Below are 16,992 nucleotides of genomic sequence, written 5' to 3' on the forward strand. Positions count from 1 at the left end.
TTCCCTTCTTATGCATCCAAGCCATACGCTTTTACAAGCGCACCTAATCCACCTTGGAATCCACTTCCTACTGCACTAAACTTCCACTGTCCATTATGACGATATAATTCACAAAAGACAACTGCTGTTTCAATGGAGAAATCTTCCCCCAAATCAAAACGAAGAACTTCTTCGTTTGTTTCTTCATTTGCTAAACGAACGAATGCATTTGCAACCTGTCCAAAGTTTTGATTACGGCCTTCTCCATCATAAATTGTAACTGTAATAGCAATTTTATGAACATCTGCTGGAACCTTTTTCAAATCGACAACAAGTTGCTCATCATCACCGTCACCTGCACCTGTACGGTTATCTCCTGTATGTAAAACTGATTCACAAGGAGACTGTAAATTATTATAGAAAATAAAATCAGTTTCCTTCGTACATTTCCCGTTCGCATCTAATAAAAAAGCAGATGCATCTAAATCGAAATCAGATCCACCATCATAAGATTTAATATCCCATCCAAGACCAATTACTGCTCTTGATAAGCCTGGGCTTGTTTTAGCTAAATCAATTTTCTGTCCTTTTTGCAATTGAATAACCATATATATTCACCTCTATCTTTTAATTTCAAAAAATATATCCATCAGTAAATACTCGTTTCACTGATGGATATATAAATCTATTACTCTACATCTAAACCAAAGTTATTACATAGAGAACCTAATCCACCTTGGAATCCACTTCCGATTGCATTGAATTTCCATTCACCTGCGTGACGGTATAATTCGCTTACTACTACAGCTGTTTCAATAGAGAAATCTTCTCCTAAATCGTAACGAATTAATTCTGCACTCTTTTCTTCATCCAGAATGCGTACGAAAGAGTTAGAAACTTGTCCGAAGTTTTGGCTACGGCCTTCTCCATCATAAATTGTGATTGTGAAGCAAATACGTTCGATATGTGCAGGAACATTTTTTAAGTCTATTTTAATTGTTTCATCGTCGCCTTCACCTTCACCTGTACGGTTATCTCCTAAATGCTCTACAGCGCCATTCGCACCTTTTGGATTATTATAGAAGACGAAATCCTCTGCTCCTGAAACTTTACCGTTAGCACCTACTAAGAAGATACTAACATCTAAATCGAAATCGTTTTGTCCGTCATAACGATTCGTATCCCAACCAAGTCCTACAAGAACTTTCGAAAGACCTGGATTTGTTTTTGTTAAGTCTACCTTTTGTCCTTTTTTCAATGAAATTGATGCCATATACAATTCCTCCTTGGTTTATTTTATTGGTAACGTGATACAATCTCACTTAAGTTTTTATCTTGTGTTCCTTCTCCAACTGCTGAAAACTTCCATTCGTTTCCATCTCGATACATTTCCCCTGCAATTAAAGTCATTTTGCCAGCGTAATTATCTGACAAGTTATAACGTGCTAATTCTTCACCTGTTTGTGGGTTTTGAATACGAATATATGCATTGCGAATCATCCCGAAATCTTGACGACGATTTACACAGTCATAAATATTTACAACGAATACTAAACGATTAATACGGCTCGGAACTTTATGTAATTCTACGAAAATTGTTTCGTCGTCACCAGCGCCTTCACCTGTTAAATTATCTCCTGAATGAATGATACTACCACAAGTAGAAAGTTTGTTGCCGAAGTAAACTAAATCATTTTTGTTTAAAAAGCGATCCCCTTCTAACATAACAACAGATGCATCACAATCTACACTTGGTTTACTTCCAAATAAAGAAGACAGAAACCCACCTGATTGCCCAATTGGATCCCAGCCTAAGCCAACCTGTAGTTTCGCTACTCTCGGTTGTCCTTTCGTTAAATCAATCTTTTGTCCTTTTTCTAAAATAATAGGCATGAAGTTTCTTCCTTTCTACAAAGCATTTTCCAAATCGGAAAACATTGTATTCTCCTCTTATATTGTAGCATTATTTATCTAATGAGAAAAAGGATAAATTCTCAATTATATGAAAACAGATACTATATTTATTTATACTGATGTAATAAGTGGTAAATAGAACCAATCATTCCTGCACAATTGCCACTTTGCACAAGTTTAATCTCACAATTACTATAAATATCTTGATTTAAGTATGTTCCTATCTCTTCCTTCACTTCATTTAAGAAATCATCTCCTCTTTCAGTAATTCTCCCATCAATATCAAATGCAATATATTCTTTCATCCGTTGCCACTTCCTCTACTGTTATGAGTGTAAATTCTCCATCACTCTACTGTTTTCAAGAAATTTACATTAACTCTTTTCTCACTTTAGAAATACACCACCTTTTTCTATATATCGTTTTTTTTGCATAAAAATCTTTTCCCTATGAAATATTACAAAGGGATGTATTTTAGATGGAACAATAATTTTTTCTTCAGGAGGAAAACAATGAAAAAAATCTTCATTTTAGCATCAACACTTTCTTTATCTTTTTTTAGCGGCTTAAATATTGGTAATGCTGCAACTGAAAACTTCAATCCAATAACAAACGCTATTGTACAAAATAACGATAATTTAGCAGAAGGTAATTCAAAAGATAATAATAAACCTCCAGGAAACAATGGTTCTCAGGACGATAGTGGTTCTGGCGGCAGTGGTTCTGGTGGCAATGGTTCTGGTGGCAATGGTTCTGGTGGCAGTGGTTCTGGCGGCAGTGGTTCTGGCGGCAGTGGTTCTGACGGCAACGGCTCTGGTGGCAGTGGTTCTGGTGGCAACGGTTCTGGCGGCAGTGGTTCTGACGGCAACGGCTCTGGTGGCAGTGGTTCTGGCGGCAATGGCTCTGGTGGCAATGGTTCTGGTGGCAGTGGTTCTGGTGACAATGGTTCTGGTGGCAATGGCTCTGGTGGCAATGGTTCTGGTGGCAGTGGTTCTGGTGACAATGGTTCTGGCGACAATGGCTCTGGTGGCAATGGCTCTGGTGGCAACGGTTCTGGCGGCAATGGCTCTGGTGGCAATGGTTCTGGTGGCAATGGTTCTGGTGACAATGGTTCTGGTGGCAACGGCTCTGGTGGCAATGGTTCTGGTGGCAGTGGTTCTGGTGACAATGGCTCTGGTGGCAACGGTTCTGGTGGCAATGGCTCTGGTGGCAACGGTTCTGGTGGCAGTGGTTCTGGCGGCAACGGCTCTGGTGGCAGTGGTTCTGGCGGCAACGGCTCTGGTGGCAACGGTTCTGGTGGCAGTGGTTCTGGCGGCAACGGCTCTGGTGGCAACGGTTCTGGTGACAGTGGTTCTGGTGGCAGTGGTTCTGGTGGCAATGGCTCTGGTGGCAGTGGTTCTGGCGGCAACGGCTCTGGTGGCAACGGTTCTGGTGGCAACGGTTCTCAGGGAGGCAACCGTGTTAAAGGCGACAGCAGTTCTCAAGGTGGCAACGGCTCTCAGGGAGGCAACCGCGTTAAAGGTGATAGCGGCTCTCAAAGCGGTAACGGAAAAGATAATTCAGGAAAACAAGGCGATAAGTTACCTAATACTGCAACGCATTATCCTGCATCTATTTTAATTGGTCTTTCAACATTCCTAATCGGTGTGTTACTATTTATTCGTCGTAAAAACGCAAAATAAAAACATCATCCTTCCATCTAAAAAACACATGAAACAAATTATAAAGTGAAACTTTAATCAGTGGGGGTTTTGTTCATCCCCTACTGATTATTAGCCCTCACCAATTGGGCGTTTACGGGCAGCAGGGCTCCCACCTAACTTCTTTGCTCCAGCCGAATTTTGAGGTGGGAGTTTTACTGCCCGCAAATAGCAAGATGAAACTAAAAAGGACCTTGGATTGCATTTCATTATGCAATCCAAAGTCCTTTTTGTCATCTAGCAGAAAGCCTATTAATACGCTTTTCCCCAATAGACCATCTGCTTCGCTTTTTTACTACAGCAAATACATTCGTCAACTAAACTTTCTTGTTCAAACGGAATACAACGTGAAGATACTCCAACTTCTTCTTTTAGTTTTTCTTCACAAGCTAGTTCTCCGCACCACATCGCTTTAATAAAGCCTTGTTTTTCATCAGCTATTTTTTTCATCTCTTCGAAATTCGTCACACTATAAGTACTCTCATCTCTAAATACTTTTGCTTTACTAAATAAAGAATGATGAATCTCCTCAAGTAATGTTGGGATGCGCTCTTCTAATTGATCCATTGCTATAAACTCTTTTTCTTTCGTATCTCGCCTTACAAGTACAACTTGATTCTTTTCAATATCCTTTGGACCAACTTCTAATCTAATTGGAACACCCTTCATTTCATACTCATTAAATTTCCAGCCAGGTGTTTTATTACTAGCATCTATTTTTACTCGCGCAACCTTTTGAATGCGCCCTTGTAACTCTGTTACTTTTTCTAAAACTCCTTCTTTATGCTGAGCAATAGGTACGATAACAACTTGTAATGGTGCGACTTTCGGTGGCATTACAAGTCCGTTATTATCGCTATGAACCATAATAAGTCCACCTATCATTCTTGTCGATACACCCCAAGATGTTTGATGTACGTATTGCCATTTACCATTACGATCTAAAAACTTAATATCAAATGCTTCTGAGAAGTTCGTTCCAAAGTTATGGGATGTTCCTGTTTGAAGTGCTTTTCCATCATGCATTAAACTTTCAATCGTATAAGTTGCCTTCGCTCCTGCAAACTTTTCTTTTTCTGTTTTTTGCCCTTTAATAACCGGAATTGCTAAATACTCTTCACAAAAAGCAGCATATAAATTTAAAATATTTAATGTTTCAATTTGAGATTCTTCTGCCGTTTCATGAATCGTATGACCTTCTTGCCATAAAAATTCAGTTGTACGAAGAAATGGTCTCGTTGTCTTCTCCCAACGAACTACTGAACACCACTGGTTATATAACTTTGGTAAATCATTATATGATTGAACAATTTTTGAAAAATGCTCACAAAATAGAGTTTCAGATGTAGGGCGTATACAAAGTCTTTCCGCCAATTTCTCATCCCCGCCATGAGTAACCCATGCTACTTCAGGAGCAAATCCTTCAACATGATCTTTCTCTTTTTGTAATAAACTCTCTGGAATAAACATTGGCATGTACACATTTTCATGACCAGATTCTTTTAATTTTTCATCCATCACTTTCTGCATATTTTCCCATAATGCATAACCGTATGGACGTAAAATCATACAACCTTTCACACTTGAATAATCAACAAGCTCCGCTTTTTTTACAATATCGGTATACCACTGAGCAAAGTCTTCTTCCATCTTCGTAATGGCTTGTACTTGTTCTTTTACCATAGTCATTCTTCCTCCTTTAGACAATAGAAAAAGCCCGCGTCCCCAAATAGGGACCGAGCTTTGTCGGCGTTACCACCCTGATTCATACACAAAAACAATTGAGTATGCTCTCTTTTTGATAACGGGAATTTCCCGCTGCATATGCAGAACTCAAAGGTAGGTTCCATATCGCCTTTTTAAGAATCTTCCAGCCAAAAGGATTCTCTCTCTGCAAAAAGGTAAGACATGTACTATTCCTTTTTCATCGTTATAACAAAATAAATTTGTTCAATATCATAATATAAATTTCATTTCAAAACAAGAGCCAATTTTCTTATTTTTCTATATTCTTTTCAGTTATTACTGTTTTATACATAACTTTTCCGAACTATTTTTACAAGTTGATGAGTAACCATACCAATTAGTGTACCAATTAAAACGAAGAAACAAATAAATCCGTATCCCATTCCTTCCCATCCACCAATAGCGATCATTGTTACAGGAAAGAAAGCTAAACAAAGAAGTACTAAACTAAGTGCAAATATAATATCAAACTGTTTGTCTGGAAAACGTTTCTTTAGTAAATATGACATAAAAAATACAAGGAGAATTGTAACTCCACCAACGATGTAAAAGATACCAAATCCATCTAACCAATCCATAGTATTCCCTCCTTCCATTCATTCCCTTATACTTATTATATGTTTAATTTTTCTGAAAATAAACAATAGAATTTTATTCAGAAATATATTTTTATTACTAGGTATTAATAGTAATATATAATAATAGGTTTTATATAATCAGGAGGGAAACTTTATGGATAAAGCATTAACAAATCACGTCATTATTTTATCTTTCGACTGCTTATCAGCTTTAGATTTTCCTATATTACAAAAACTACCTAATTTCCAAAAATTAATAAAAATGGGCGCGATTGCGAAAAAAGTGGAGCCGATTTATCCTTCTGTAACATATCCAAGCCACTCAACAATCGTAACCGGTAATTATCCTAATAAACATGGCGTTGTCAGCAATACATTACTTCAACCAGGACGTGAGTCACCAGATTGGCATTGGTATCGAAAGTCCATTAAAGGAACAACTTTATATGATGAAGCACGCAAAGCAAATTTAACGACAGCAGCCCTTCTATGGCCTGTTACTGGAAGAGCAAATATCGATTACAATTTACCAGAAATTTTTCCAAATAGACCGTGGCAAAATCAAATTTTAGTTTCATTATTTAGCGGTAGCCCGCTATATCAATTAGATTTAAATCATCGTTTCGGCCATATACGAAATGGATTGTCACAGCCTGAGCTTGATGATTTCGTCCTTGCTTCTGCCGTACATACAATTCAGACGAAAAAACCTAATGTTATGTTTGTACATTTTACTGATTTAGATACTCAAAGACATTACCATGGCTTCGAGTCCGAGGAAACAGTAGCTGCAATCCATAGACACGACGAACGCCTTGGAAAAATTATTCACGCATTAAAAGAAAGTGGGATATATGAAGAAAGTACAATTATTGCACTTGGCGACCATAGCGCTTTAAGTGAAAACAAAGCAATCCAATTAAATGTCCTATTCCGTCAAAAAGGACTTATATCCGTAAACAAAAATGGAAAGTTACTAGATTGGAAAGCTTATTGCCAAAGCTGTGATGGATCTGCCTACGTACATGTAAAAGATAAAAATGATACTGAAACAATTAAAGAGATTCAACTTCTTCTTGAAGGACTTCTTCAGGATAAACAAAATGGAATTGAATTTATTCTGCACGATGAAGATGCAAAAGAACATGGTGCTGATGGTAATTGCTTATTTATGCTAGAAGCCATGGAAGGTTATTACTTCATTGAAAATTATACAGGTGATTTCATAAAAGAAATTACTAAAAAAGATGTTACTTCTAGTAAGAAATATACATTTGGAACACACGGATATTCCCCAACAAAACCTAACTATGAAACAATTTTTATGGCTGCTGGGAAAGGCATTCAAAGTGGCGTTACAATCCCGTATATGAGACTGATTGATGAAGGTCCCACTATTGCTAGGTTACTCGGTTTGCACTTAGGTGAAACAGACGGAGCAATTGTAGAGGATTTACTTCAATTGTAAAGAACTGTGTATATATGTAAAAGTTATGTAAAAATCATCCCTGTTTCTCTTTTTACAATTTTTATTTTTGTACACTGTTAGTAGAACAAATTTAAGGGGGAACATTATATGAAAAAAATGTCCAGACAAGAAAAAAGCTGGATATTATATGATTGGGCAAACTCGGTATATTCGCTCGTCATTACAACTGCATTATTTCCAATTTACTTTAAAGCAGCTGCAAAAGAAGCTGGACTATCTGGTGCAACTTCAACAGCCTATTGGGGATATGCAAACTCGTTCGCTACACTTTTAATTTCTATACTCGCTCCTATTCTCGGCACAGTTGCTGATTATAAGGGATTTAAAAAACGATTTTTCACATTCTTCTTTGGACTCGGTATCGTATTTACGAGTATGCTAGCAGTTGTTCCAACATCTCAGTGGTACTTATTACTAGGATGCTATATGCTCGCATTAGTCGGCTTTGCTGGAGCAAATATTTTTTATGATGCATTTTTAATAGATGTTACATCTAAAGATAGAATGGACCGAATTTCTACAAGAGGCTTTGCATTAGGTTATATTGGGAGCACAATTCCTTTTATCGGTTGTATTGCTCTTATTATTCTTTCTCAAAAAGGAACTATCCCCTTATCAGTCGGCATTGCTAGTCAAATTTCTTTCGCAATAACAGCTCTTTGGTGGGGACTATTTACAATTCCAATGCTAAAAAACGTAGAGCAAACACACTATATTGAACGCCATCCAAGACCAATTGCAATGAGCTTCAAGCGCCTTGCTAATACTTTTAAAAATATTAAAGAATATAAAACTGTATTTATGTTCCTAATAGCTTACTTTTTCTACATTGACGGGGTAGATACAATTATCACTATGTCTACCGCTTACGGAACAGATCTCGGTATTAGTGCAACCAATCTATTAATCATCTTATTTGTAACACAAATTGTCGCTTGTCCATTCGCTTTATTATATGGAAAACTATCAGAAACATTTACCGGTAAAAAAATGCTATATGTCGGTATTATTATTTATATCATTATTTGCATATATGCTTATTTCTTAAAAACGACACTAGATTTCTGGATTTTAGCAATGTTAGTTGCTACTTCTCAGGGCGGAATTCAAGCACTTAGCCGTTCTTATTTCGCAAAACTAGTACCGAAAGAATCTGCAAATGAATTCTTCGGATTTTATAATATCTTTGGTAAATTCGCAGCAATTATGGGTCCAGTATTAGTAGGTGTCACAACACAATTAACAGGAAAAACGAACGCTGGTGTCCTTAGTATTATTGTCCTATTTATTATCGGCGGATTCTTATTAACTAGAGTACCTGAAAATGATACGTCCGTTACACCACCTAATCCGAAAACTAAAACAATATAAGAAAAAGATCCTCTTCAAACGAGAAGAGGATCTTTCCCTTTATTTTTAACGATAACGTCGTACAATTAAAAACTCTACAGCTTGTACAAAAATAGTTTATCGACAGTTGTTCCTAATACTTCTGCTAACCGGAATGCTAGCGCTAAGCTTGGATCATACTTATTATTCTCAATTGCATTTATCGTCTGTCTTGATACGTTACACTTATCCGCTAATGCACCTTGTGAAATATTATTTTCAGTGCGTAATGCATAGATTTGATTTTTCACATCTTTCTCCTAACCTGTAAAATTATTTTTACAACATCAGTATATAGTTGGGGCATGTCATTGTCAAAAGATTGCCACAAGAAAAGGGAGCAATTATGCTCCCTTACAATAGCTATTTCGAAACTAATCAATTCGTCATTTCCTCTCGATTCACAATATCTTCTTTCTTTATTTGCATACGTAAAACCGGACCTATCGCAAATAAAATAAGTGCCATTGCTATACAAAATACAGTAACTAGTGAGGTCATCTCCTTCAATCCTCCAGCTAGTGAAGTTCCAATTAACATTGCCCCCATGAAAAGTGGTAAAATCGTTCCATTTACTCTGCCAATCATATTTTCTGGTACAAGTTGAATCATAAGCGTACCGACAACGATATTAACACAAGCTAAACAAATACCTGTTCCAAATCTCATGAAACTAGTAATCCAAAATGATGTAGATAACCCTTCTACTAAAAATGATATCGCTAATATGCTCATACCGAATACAAACATCTTTTTCGGATTCACTTTTGAAGCGAAAACTGCAGCAACAATACCACCAATTAACATACCGATTCCATCAGCTGCGGCTAAATATTGAACGGCTTCTTTTTCCATTCCAAGCCGTTCTATTACAAGAAACACTTCTAATGGATTCGTTAGTCCAACAGCTAAGCCCATAATGGTGAAAGTGATCGTAATCATACGTAAATTTTTCGTATGAAGAACGTATTTCCAACCTTCTTTTATATCATTTTTTAATGAACCTCTCGCCAATTGCTCTTGCTCCACCCATTTTGGTAAAAATGAAAGAGCGATAGCAGATAACAAAAATAAAATAATTAAGCTATATAGTGACGTAAATAAACCAAGTTGTGTGTACACAAGCGATCCTACCACTGGTCCAAAAATCATAAATAGCGACTGTAATGTTTGATTAAATGCAATCGCATTTGCTACCTGTTCTTCTTTTACATAGCGTTTAAATATACGCGAAGATGATGGCTGAGAAAACTGACCTACAATCGCGGAAATGAGTGTTGCAAAAAATATAGCCTGCCAATAATCCAGCTTTAACAACAAGACAATTCCTACAATAGACAGTACACTTAATACATCTCCAGCAACCATCGTTCTTTTCGGATTCCAGCGATTAGCTAGCGCCCCACCGATAAACGAGAAAATAAAAATAGGTGCATATTCCATAACCGATAACAAAGAAACTGAAACTGGATCATTATTCGTTCGCTCCATTATGAAATACAAAAGAGCCATATTTCTGATCCAAATTGCAAATTGTTGTAAAATATCAGATGCCATAACGAGCATAAATGCTCGGTTTTTAAATAAAGCGTTCATTTTCATTCCCCTTTCATAAACCGACCGTTCGGTCTAATTTATTTTGTAAGAAAAGCAACTGACCTATTATTCAGCTGCCATTCCTTTTAACAATACATCTATTGCCTTTTTATAAATACGTTTCAGCTCTTTATAATCTAACTCGTAGTAAAGTACTCCAAGCCCCGATAATAATCCATTCACAATATACATAAGATCACGCGTATCATCTTCTTGAAACTCTCCAGACTGTATACCTGCTTCAATTAATTTCTCAACCATAACATATGATTCTCTAGTTAAAGCTAACAGTTCATCCAGAATTTCTTTACTTACAACTTGTCTCATAGAGAATTCCTCTATTGCATTTGAAATGGGTTGCTGTATGTCCTCTACATAATATTCCGCGAGACCATATAGTTTTTCAGTACTAGTACTATACAACTTCTCTTTTTCATTCCATTTTTCAAGCCAATCATACGTATGCTGTTTCACTACAAATAAAAATAATTCTTCTTTACTTTTAAAGTGATAATAAATGCTTCCTTTACTTCTCTCTGTAATTTCACAAATCTCTTCCATAGATGTAGCTGCATAGCCCTTCTGTGAAAACAGACTTTCTGCTTTATAGGCAATTTCTTTCTTTATCTCTTCTGCGCTTCTTCTCATATTCACACCTCTTTAAACCGACCGTTCAGTCTAATAATAACAAATAAAAAACCTCTATCGCAAGAGGCTATACTCCTTATTTAAGAAAACGTACTTTCAAACCACATTCGAATCATATGTATTATTCCAAATTTAAATCCTAATTTAGTAAGAAATACGGTTCCCTTTTCATTTCCCCTAGCATGTTAAAAATATTTAATCAAACGTTTGTTTAACTGTTTTTATGCATATGTAAGCCAACTAATCAAACGTTTGTTTAAAAAGAAATACGCCCCCTATAAGGCGTATTCTCATCAATCACCGCCGCCTCCACCACCGCAGCTACCTCCACTATCTCCACCAAAAGAACCTCCGCAATCATGTGAACCTCCATCGTGCGAGCTATCATTATCCGATCCAGCAAAGAAAAATAATGGTGATGAGCTGTTGGATGAATTATGAATGTTATTTTGTTTTGTAAGATTTACCTTCTTTTTGTTTGATCGAACTGCTGTTACGATCGTTCCAACTACAACAAATAATAGTATGACAATAATAAATTCCATATAAAAGCCTCCCTTAATCTTCGAATAATTGAATGGTTCTCTCTAAATTTTCAAGTGAAATGAAGCGCGATTCACGAAGGATCTCTTTTCCATTATAAAATAATAAAACTGTTGGCCCTGTAAATACTGCATATCGCCCCGCAACCTCTTGCATGTCTTGTAGTAATATTTCTACTTTCTCTACGTAATCATAATTCTCTAATACGCAATTTACTTTTCTTAACATAACATCACAAACACCACAATTTTCCGTTTTAATAAACAGCAGTACTAATTGTTGTCCTTCAATATATGTCGCTAATTCTTCTATCGTTTCAAATGTATTCATCTTATCCCTCTTAGCGTAATTTACGAAATACTTTACCCTGATACATACGAAAAGCTGAACTATCTTTAATCTTTCTCTTTTCCATTACCTGCTGAAAACGCAGCGTTTTTGCTGTTAACTCTTCTTGTAATTCTTTTCTCTCTACTTCATCATAACAGCACGCAATTAAGTCTTCTATTTTTAATATATCTTTTTGTAGTTCCATTTCTGGTGGAATCATACCTGCATTTTTCAAGATTTTATAACTCATTCTAAGTTCTGGAGTTACCATTGAAAGGTCTTCTAATTGTAGTGGTTTTCCTTTCCCCGGAATATGATCGAGATCACCATTCCGTATTGCTTGTCGAATTTTTTCTTCAGCAATGCTCAAAAAGACATCCACACCATTCGCTCCTTTACATATTTTTACTATTATTTTACATGATATTTTCTCATCTTGCTACGCTATTACAAATTGACTTTATACAATTTTTTCTCAAATTTAATTACAAGGAGCCTTTTCCTCCCTAATCAATATTTTATTTTCATGTGTAGTCTGTATTAGAGCCATTTAATATTGAGAAAATCTTTGTGAATCAAATAAAGCGTTTACACCAAATCTTGCATTTGCTACGATTTAATCACCCCCAGCTCCCTTGTATAGACTTCGTGATGTCTGATCATTTTTATCTAGACGTTTCATACGTCTAGATTCACTTTGGTTTATTGGCGCATGCCTTTAAATATATCTTTTATTTTGAAAGGAGAAATGACTATGAGATCAAAAAAATTCACGCTGCTATTACTATCCCTACTACTTTTCTTACCTCTTTTTCTCACAAACTTTATTACTCCAAATTTCGCATTAGCAGATTCACCAAAGCAAGGTCAAAAAATTGTTGGGTATTTTCCTTCATGGGGCGTTTACGGACGTAATTATCAAGTTGCAGACATTGATGCATCAAAGCTAACTCATTTAAACTATGCTTTCGCTGATATTTGCTGGAATGGAAAACATGGAAACCCTTCTACTCACCCCGATAATCCAAATAAATAAACGTGGAACTGTAAAGAATCTGGTGTACCACTGCAAAATAAAGAGGTCCCTAATGGCACTCTCGTACTCGGTGAACCATGGGCTGATGTCACAAAATCTTATCCGGGATCGGGTACAACTTGGGAAGATTGTGATAAATATGCCCGCTGTGGAAATTTCGGAGAACTGAAACGATTAAAAGCTAAGTATCCTCACTTAAAAACAATTATTTCAGTTGGTGGCTGGACTTGGTCTAACCGCTTTTCTGATATGGCCGCTGATGAAAAAACAAGAAAAGTATTCGCTGAATCTACAGTAGCTTTTCTTCGCGAATATGGATTTGACGGCGTTGATTTAGACTGGGAATACCCGGGTGTTGAAACGATTCCTGGTGGTAGTTATCGTCCTGAAGATAAACAAAACTTCACCCTTCTCCTTCAAGATGTTCGAAATGCATTAACGAAAGCTGGTGCAGAAGATGGTAAACAATATTTACTAACAATCGCGTCAGGTGCAAGCCAACGTTATGCGGATCATACAGAGCTAAAGAAGATTTCTCAAATACTGGATTGGATTAATATTATGACATACGATTTCCACGGTGGATGGGAAGCTACTTCTAACCATAATGCTGCACTATACAAAGATCCAAATGACCCCGCAGCGGATACGAAATTTTACGTAGATGGTGCGATAGACATTTATACAAATGAAGGGGTTCCAGCGGATAAACTCGTATTAGGTGTACCTTTTTACGGACGTGGATGGAAAAGTTGCGGAAAAGAAAATAATGGACAATACCAACCTTGTAAACCAGGTAGTGACGGAAAGCTCGCTTCTAAAGGTACTTGGGATGATTATTCTACCGGTGACACAGGTGTGTACGATTATGGTGATTTAGCAGCTAATTATGTTAATAAAAATGGTTTTGTTCGCGGATGGAACGATGTAGCGAAAGTACCTTATTTATATAATGCGACTACAGGAACCTTTATTAGCTATGATGACAATGAATCTATGAAATATAAAACAGACTATATAAAGACAAAGGGTTTAAGTGGCGCAATGTTTTGGGAACTAAGCGGGGATTGCCGTACAAGTCCAAAATATAGTTGTAGTGGACCAAAATTACTTGATACGCTAGTAAAAGAATTACTTGGTGGACCTATTACTCAAAAAGATACTGAACCACCAACAAACGTAAAAAATATTGCTGTTACAAATAAAAATTCAAACTCAGTTCAATTAAACTGGACTGCATCTACTGATAACGTAGGCGTTACTAAATATGAAATTACTGCCGGAGAAGAGAAATGGAGTACAACAACAAATAGCATTACAATTAAAAACTTGAAACCTAATACAGAATACACATTTGCAGTATTAGCAAAAGATGCTGCTGGTAACAAATCACAACCTACTTCTATTCTTATAAAAACAGATGATGCTAACACAACACCTCCTGGTGGAAATGGCAATGCTACCTTTTCAGTCACTTCAAATTGGGGAAGTGGTTACAACTTCTCAATTATAATTAAAAATAGCGGAACGACCCCTATTAAAAACTGGAAATTAGAATTTGATTATAACGGCAATTTAACACAAGTTTGGGATTCTAAAATTAGTAGTAAAATAAATAATCATTACGTAATTACGAATGCAGGATGGAATGGTGAAATTCCTCCTGGTGGATCAGTTACAATCGGAGGGGCAGGAACAGGCAATCCCGCCGAACTTGTAAATGCATCCATTAACGAAAACTAAACGTAACCTCCATTAATTATTTCACTAAAGTTTGAATTTAGGTTTGAGTGCTCTATCCTAAATTCAAACTTTTAATTTTATGAAAAATCACAATCAATATTATAATAACCTATTATAATTATATTTAGTTTCTAATATGAAGTTCGCGTGAAGTTCATCTGAATTTTACATGAATTTCCTTTAAGTTCTATTGTCTTCCCATACTAATCACATTATCCTTTACATATAGGAATCATTTCCATTCCATTTCAAACTATCTATATATATATAAAAAGATAGTAGCCTATTAGGGAAAGGCATCTAGTATTATTATAAATATAACCAAAGAAAAAGAACTCTTATGGTGCGCTTATAAGCGCACCATAAGAGTTCTTTTTCATACAATTCTCATTTGAGAGTTCTCGAAAATCATGTTAATCACAAAGAAAAGGCATTAGCTCATAAAAGCTAATGCCTTTTCTTTGTGATTATTGTTAAACGTTCCATTTTTCGATATTCCATATTTTCGTTATCCATGCTTCATAGAAAGAGGGCTCATGTGAAACAATTAAAACTGTACCTTTATATTGTTTTAACGCTTCCTGTAAATCCGTCTTAGTCTCTGTATCCAAATGGTTAGTTGGTTCATCTAAAATTAAAACATTGCTTTTAGTTACGATAAGTTCGCATAATCGTACTTTTGTTTGTTCTCCTCCACTTAATAACTGGATAGGTTTTAATACATGTTCTTCTTTCAATCCGCACTTTGCTAATGCTTGTCGGATTTCTTTTCTTGTCATATCTGGTCTCCCTGCCCATACTCTTTCTAGTGCAGTTATTTCTGAGGAAAATTCCTCTTGTGCAAAATAAGCGGGTTTTACTCGTTCCCCAACAGAAACTGAGCCGCCTAACGGTTTTATTTGTCCTAGTAATGTTTTTAACATTGTTGTTTTTCCAATCCCATTATGACCAATAATCGCAATCTTTTCCCCTTTTTTCACTTGAAAATCCAATTCCGGAAATAACGGTTCACCATAACCAATTTTCAGTTTCTCTACCTGTAATATACGACTCACTGGCTCAGTATAAACATTAAAATCAAAACGGGCGCGAGGTACATCGTTAACCTTTTCAACCTTTTTCATTTTCTCTAATACTTTTTCACGACTTTTCGCTTGTTTCGCTTTACGAATTTTATTTTTTTGAATAAAACCCTCTAAATGTACAATTTCTTTTTGTTGTTTCGCATACGCCGCTTGTAATTGTTTCCTTTGTAATTGATAACTTTGCAAAAAGGTTTCATAATCTCCTACATAGCGCTTAACCTTTCGTTCTTCTAGATGATAAATAACATTCGTAATATTGTTCAAAAATATTTCATCATGCGAAATGATAATATAAGCTTTTTCATACATTTGTAAATATGATTGCAACCATTCTATATGTGCTGTATCTAAATAGTTAGTTGGCTCATCTAATAATAAAACATCCGCTTTTTCTAAAAGGAGTTTCCCAAGTAACAACTTTGTCCGCTGACCACCACTTAACTTTGAAACATCCTTTTCCAATCCTATTTCAAACAAGCCTAAGCCTGTTGCTACTTCCTCAATTTCTGTATGAATTTGATAAAAATTAGAATTCTCCAATATAGTTTGTAACTCTCCATACCTTACTAACAATTTCGCTACTTCTCCTGCTCCAGCCATCTCTTCTGTAAGTTTTAACATATCACGTTCCAACTCATACAGGTTAGAAAACGCACTTTGCAAGTATTCTTCAATTGTTATGCCTTCTTGTAAATCTATATGCTGTTGTAAAAAGCCAATCTTCACATGTGGAAACCATTCAATGTTTCCATCATCATGTATAAGTTCTCCTGTTAACAAGCGTAATAATGTGGATTTTCCAATTCCATTTTTCCCTACTAGCCCAACATGTTCGCCCTTTAATAATCGAAAGCACGCATTATATAAAATGGTTTTCTCACCATATGAATGACTTACATTTTCTACTGTTAATATACTCATTTTTTTCTCTCCTTTTCTTATGATCCATAAGCTAAATAGAGAGAACAACAGTATAAAGCCTTATTTAGTTATACATATAAAAATGGGTAAGGTGAATACACCTTACCCATTACATATTATCGTAAGAAAGGATTAAGGTTCTTTACCTGCTGTCTTCAATTTAGCTTCATCTTTAAAAATGGGCAGACTTCTCCCGTATCAAGCTAAAACCATTTGAAGAACAGTTGATAAAGTCATTTTATCCTTTCACTCCTTTAACATTTGTTATATTAAGAGTATAAACCACTCTGTTATA

The 16,992-nt window shown here is 35.9% G+C and carries 15 protein-coding genes, 3 pseudogenes and 1 other annotated feature; of the genes and pseudogenes, 4 read left to right on the forward strand and 14 right to left on the reverse strand.

Features of this window, described 5'->3' with window-relative positions; genetic code table 11:
- Positions 1-8: 8 nt before the first annotated feature.
- From ACE38F_RS25630 to ACE38F_RS25645, 4 genes and pseudogenes are all read right to left on the reverse strand, one after another.
- A complete protein-coding gene (locus ACE38F_RS25630; RefSeq protein ID WP_002091197.1) occupies positions 9-587 on the reverse strand; it encodes a TerD family protein in 579 nt (192 codons plus the stop codon).
- 80 nt (positions 588-667) lie between these two features.
- The gene (locus tag ACE38F_RS25635; protein WP_215555121.1) at positions 668-1,252 is read right to left on the reverse strand and encodes a TerD family protein; all 585 of its coding nucleotides are present in this window, start codon (positions 1,250-1,252) and stop codon (positions 668-670) included.
- A gap of 23 nt (positions 1,253-1,275) precedes the next feature.
- Positions 1,276-1,872, reverse strand: a complete 597-nt coding sequence (locus ACE38F_RS25640) for a TerD family protein (RefSeq protein ID WP_002029589.1) — start codon at positions 1,870-1,872, stop codon at positions 1,276-1,278.
- Between the two features lie 128 nt (positions 1,873-2,000).
- A pseudogene (locus ACE38F_RS25645) lies at positions 2,001-2,174 on the reverse strand (ROK family protein); the annotation flags it as partial.
- A gap of 231 nt (positions 2,175-2,405) precedes the next feature.
- On the opposite strand from ACE38F_RS25645, the gene ACE38F_RS25650 reads away from it, so the two are divergent.
- Complete coding sequence (locus tag ACE38F_RS25650) at positions 2,406-3,575, forward strand: cell wall anchor protein (RefSeq protein ID WP_375370618.1); 1,170 nt, start codon at positions 2,406-2,408, stop codon at positions 3,573-3,575.
- A gap of 270 nt (positions 3,576-3,845) precedes the next feature.
- Here ACE38F_RS25650 and proS read toward each other — a convergent pair whose 3' ends face one another.
- Positions 3,846-5,276, reverse strand: a complete 1,431-nt coding sequence (gene proS, locus ACE38F_RS25655; RefSeq protein ID WP_341307786.1) for a proline--tRNA ligase — start codon at positions 5,274-5,276, stop codon at positions 3,846-3,848.
- A 45-nt stretch (positions 5,277-5,321) separates the two neighbouring features.
- Positions 5,322-5,530: a binding site (T-box leader), on the reverse strand.
- A gap of 93 nt (positions 5,531-5,623) precedes the next feature.
- Complete coding sequence (locus ACE38F_RS25660; RefSeq protein WP_341307787.1) at positions 5,624-5,917, reverse strand: YesK-like family protein; 294 nt, start codon at positions 5,915-5,917, stop codon at positions 5,624-5,626.
- 154 nt (positions 5,918-6,071) lie between these two features.
- Between ACE38F_RS25660 and ACE38F_RS25665 the strand changes: the two genes are divergently transcribed.
- Both ACE38F_RS25665 and ACE38F_RS25670 read left to right on the forward strand, forming a co-directional pair.
- Entirely contained in the window at positions 6,072-7,385 is a 1,314-nt protein-coding gene (locus ACE38F_RS25665) for an alkaline phosphatase family protein (protein WP_375370557.1), read from the forward strand.
- Positions 7,386-7,493: 108 nt separating this feature from the next.
- A complete protein-coding gene (locus tag ACE38F_RS25670; protein WP_215555116.1) occupies positions 7,494-8,777 on the forward strand; it encodes an MFS transporter in 1,284 nt (427 codons plus the stop codon).
- Positions 8,778-8,851: 74 nt separating this feature from the next.
- Here the strand turns inward: ACE38F_RS25670 and ACE38F_RS25675 are convergent, their stop codons facing one another.
- From ACE38F_RS25675 to ACE38F_RS25705, 7 genes and pseudogenes are all read right to left on the reverse strand, one after another.
- Positions 8,852-9,046: a helix-turn-helix transcriptional regulator gene (locus tag ACE38F_RS25675; RefSeq protein ID WP_215555115.1), complete on the reverse strand. Its 195-nt coding sequence runs from the start codon at positions 9,044-9,046 to the stop codon at positions 8,852-8,854.
- 127 nt (positions 9,047-9,173) lie between these two features.
- Positions 9,174-10,391 (reverse strand): MFS transporter, encoded by a 1,218-nt coding sequence (locus ACE38F_RS25680; protein ID WP_375370558.1) that lies wholly within the window; start codon positions 10,389-10,391, stop codon positions 9,174-9,176.
- A 66-nt stretch (positions 10,392-10,457) separates the two neighbouring features.
- Positions 10,458-11,039: a TetR/AcrR family transcriptional regulator gene (locus ACE38F_RS25685; RefSeq protein ID WP_375370559.1), complete on the reverse strand. Its 582-nt coding sequence runs from the start codon at positions 11,037-11,039 to the stop codon at positions 10,458-10,460.
- Positions 11,040-11,119: 80 nt separating this feature from the next.
- Positions 11,120-11,203 (reverse strand): annotated as a pseudogene (locus tag ACE38F_RS25690) (histidine kinase); the annotation flags it as partial.
- A 129-nt stretch (positions 11,204-11,332) separates the two neighbouring features.
- Positions 11,333-11,584, reverse strand: a complete 252-nt coding sequence (locus ACE38F_RS25695; protein ID WP_000394370.1) for a hypothetical protein — start codon at positions 11,582-11,584, stop codon at positions 11,333-11,335.
- Positions 11,585-11,597: 13 nt separating this feature from the next.
- Positions 11,598-11,912 (reverse strand): thioredoxin family protein, encoded by a 315-nt coding sequence (locus ACE38F_RS25700; RefSeq protein WP_341307789.1) that lies wholly within the window; start codon positions 11,910-11,912, stop codon positions 11,598-11,600.
- Between the two features lie 10 nt (positions 11,913-11,922).
- A complete protein-coding gene (locus ACE38F_RS25705; RefSeq protein WP_341307790.1) occupies positions 11,923-12,294 on the reverse strand; it encodes a DnaJ family domain-containing protein in 372 nt (123 codons plus the stop codon).
- A gap of 372 nt (positions 12,295-12,666) precedes the next feature.
- On the opposite strand from ACE38F_RS25705, the pseudogene ACE38F_RS25710 reads away from it, so the two are divergent.
- Positions 12,667-14,691, forward strand: a pseudogene (locus ACE38F_RS25710) (glycosyl hydrolase family 18 protein).
- A gap of 473 nt (positions 14,692-15,164) precedes the next feature.
- Here ACE38F_RS25710 and ACE38F_RS25715 read toward each other — a convergent pair.
- Positions 15,165-16,697 carry an ABC-F family ATP-binding cassette domain-containing protein gene (locus ACE38F_RS25715; protein WP_375370560.1) on the reverse strand — a complete coding sequence of 511 codons (1,533 nt, stop codon included), beginning with the start codon at positions 16,695-16,697 and terminating at the stop codon, positions 15,165-15,167.
- Between the last annotated feature and the right edge of the window lie 295 nt (positions 16,698-16,992).

The organism is Bacillus altaicus (assembly GCF_042136375.2).
Taxonomy (GTDB): domain Bacteria; phylum Bacillota; class Bacilli; order Bacillales; family Bacillaceae_G; genus Bacillus_A; species Bacillus_A cereus_U.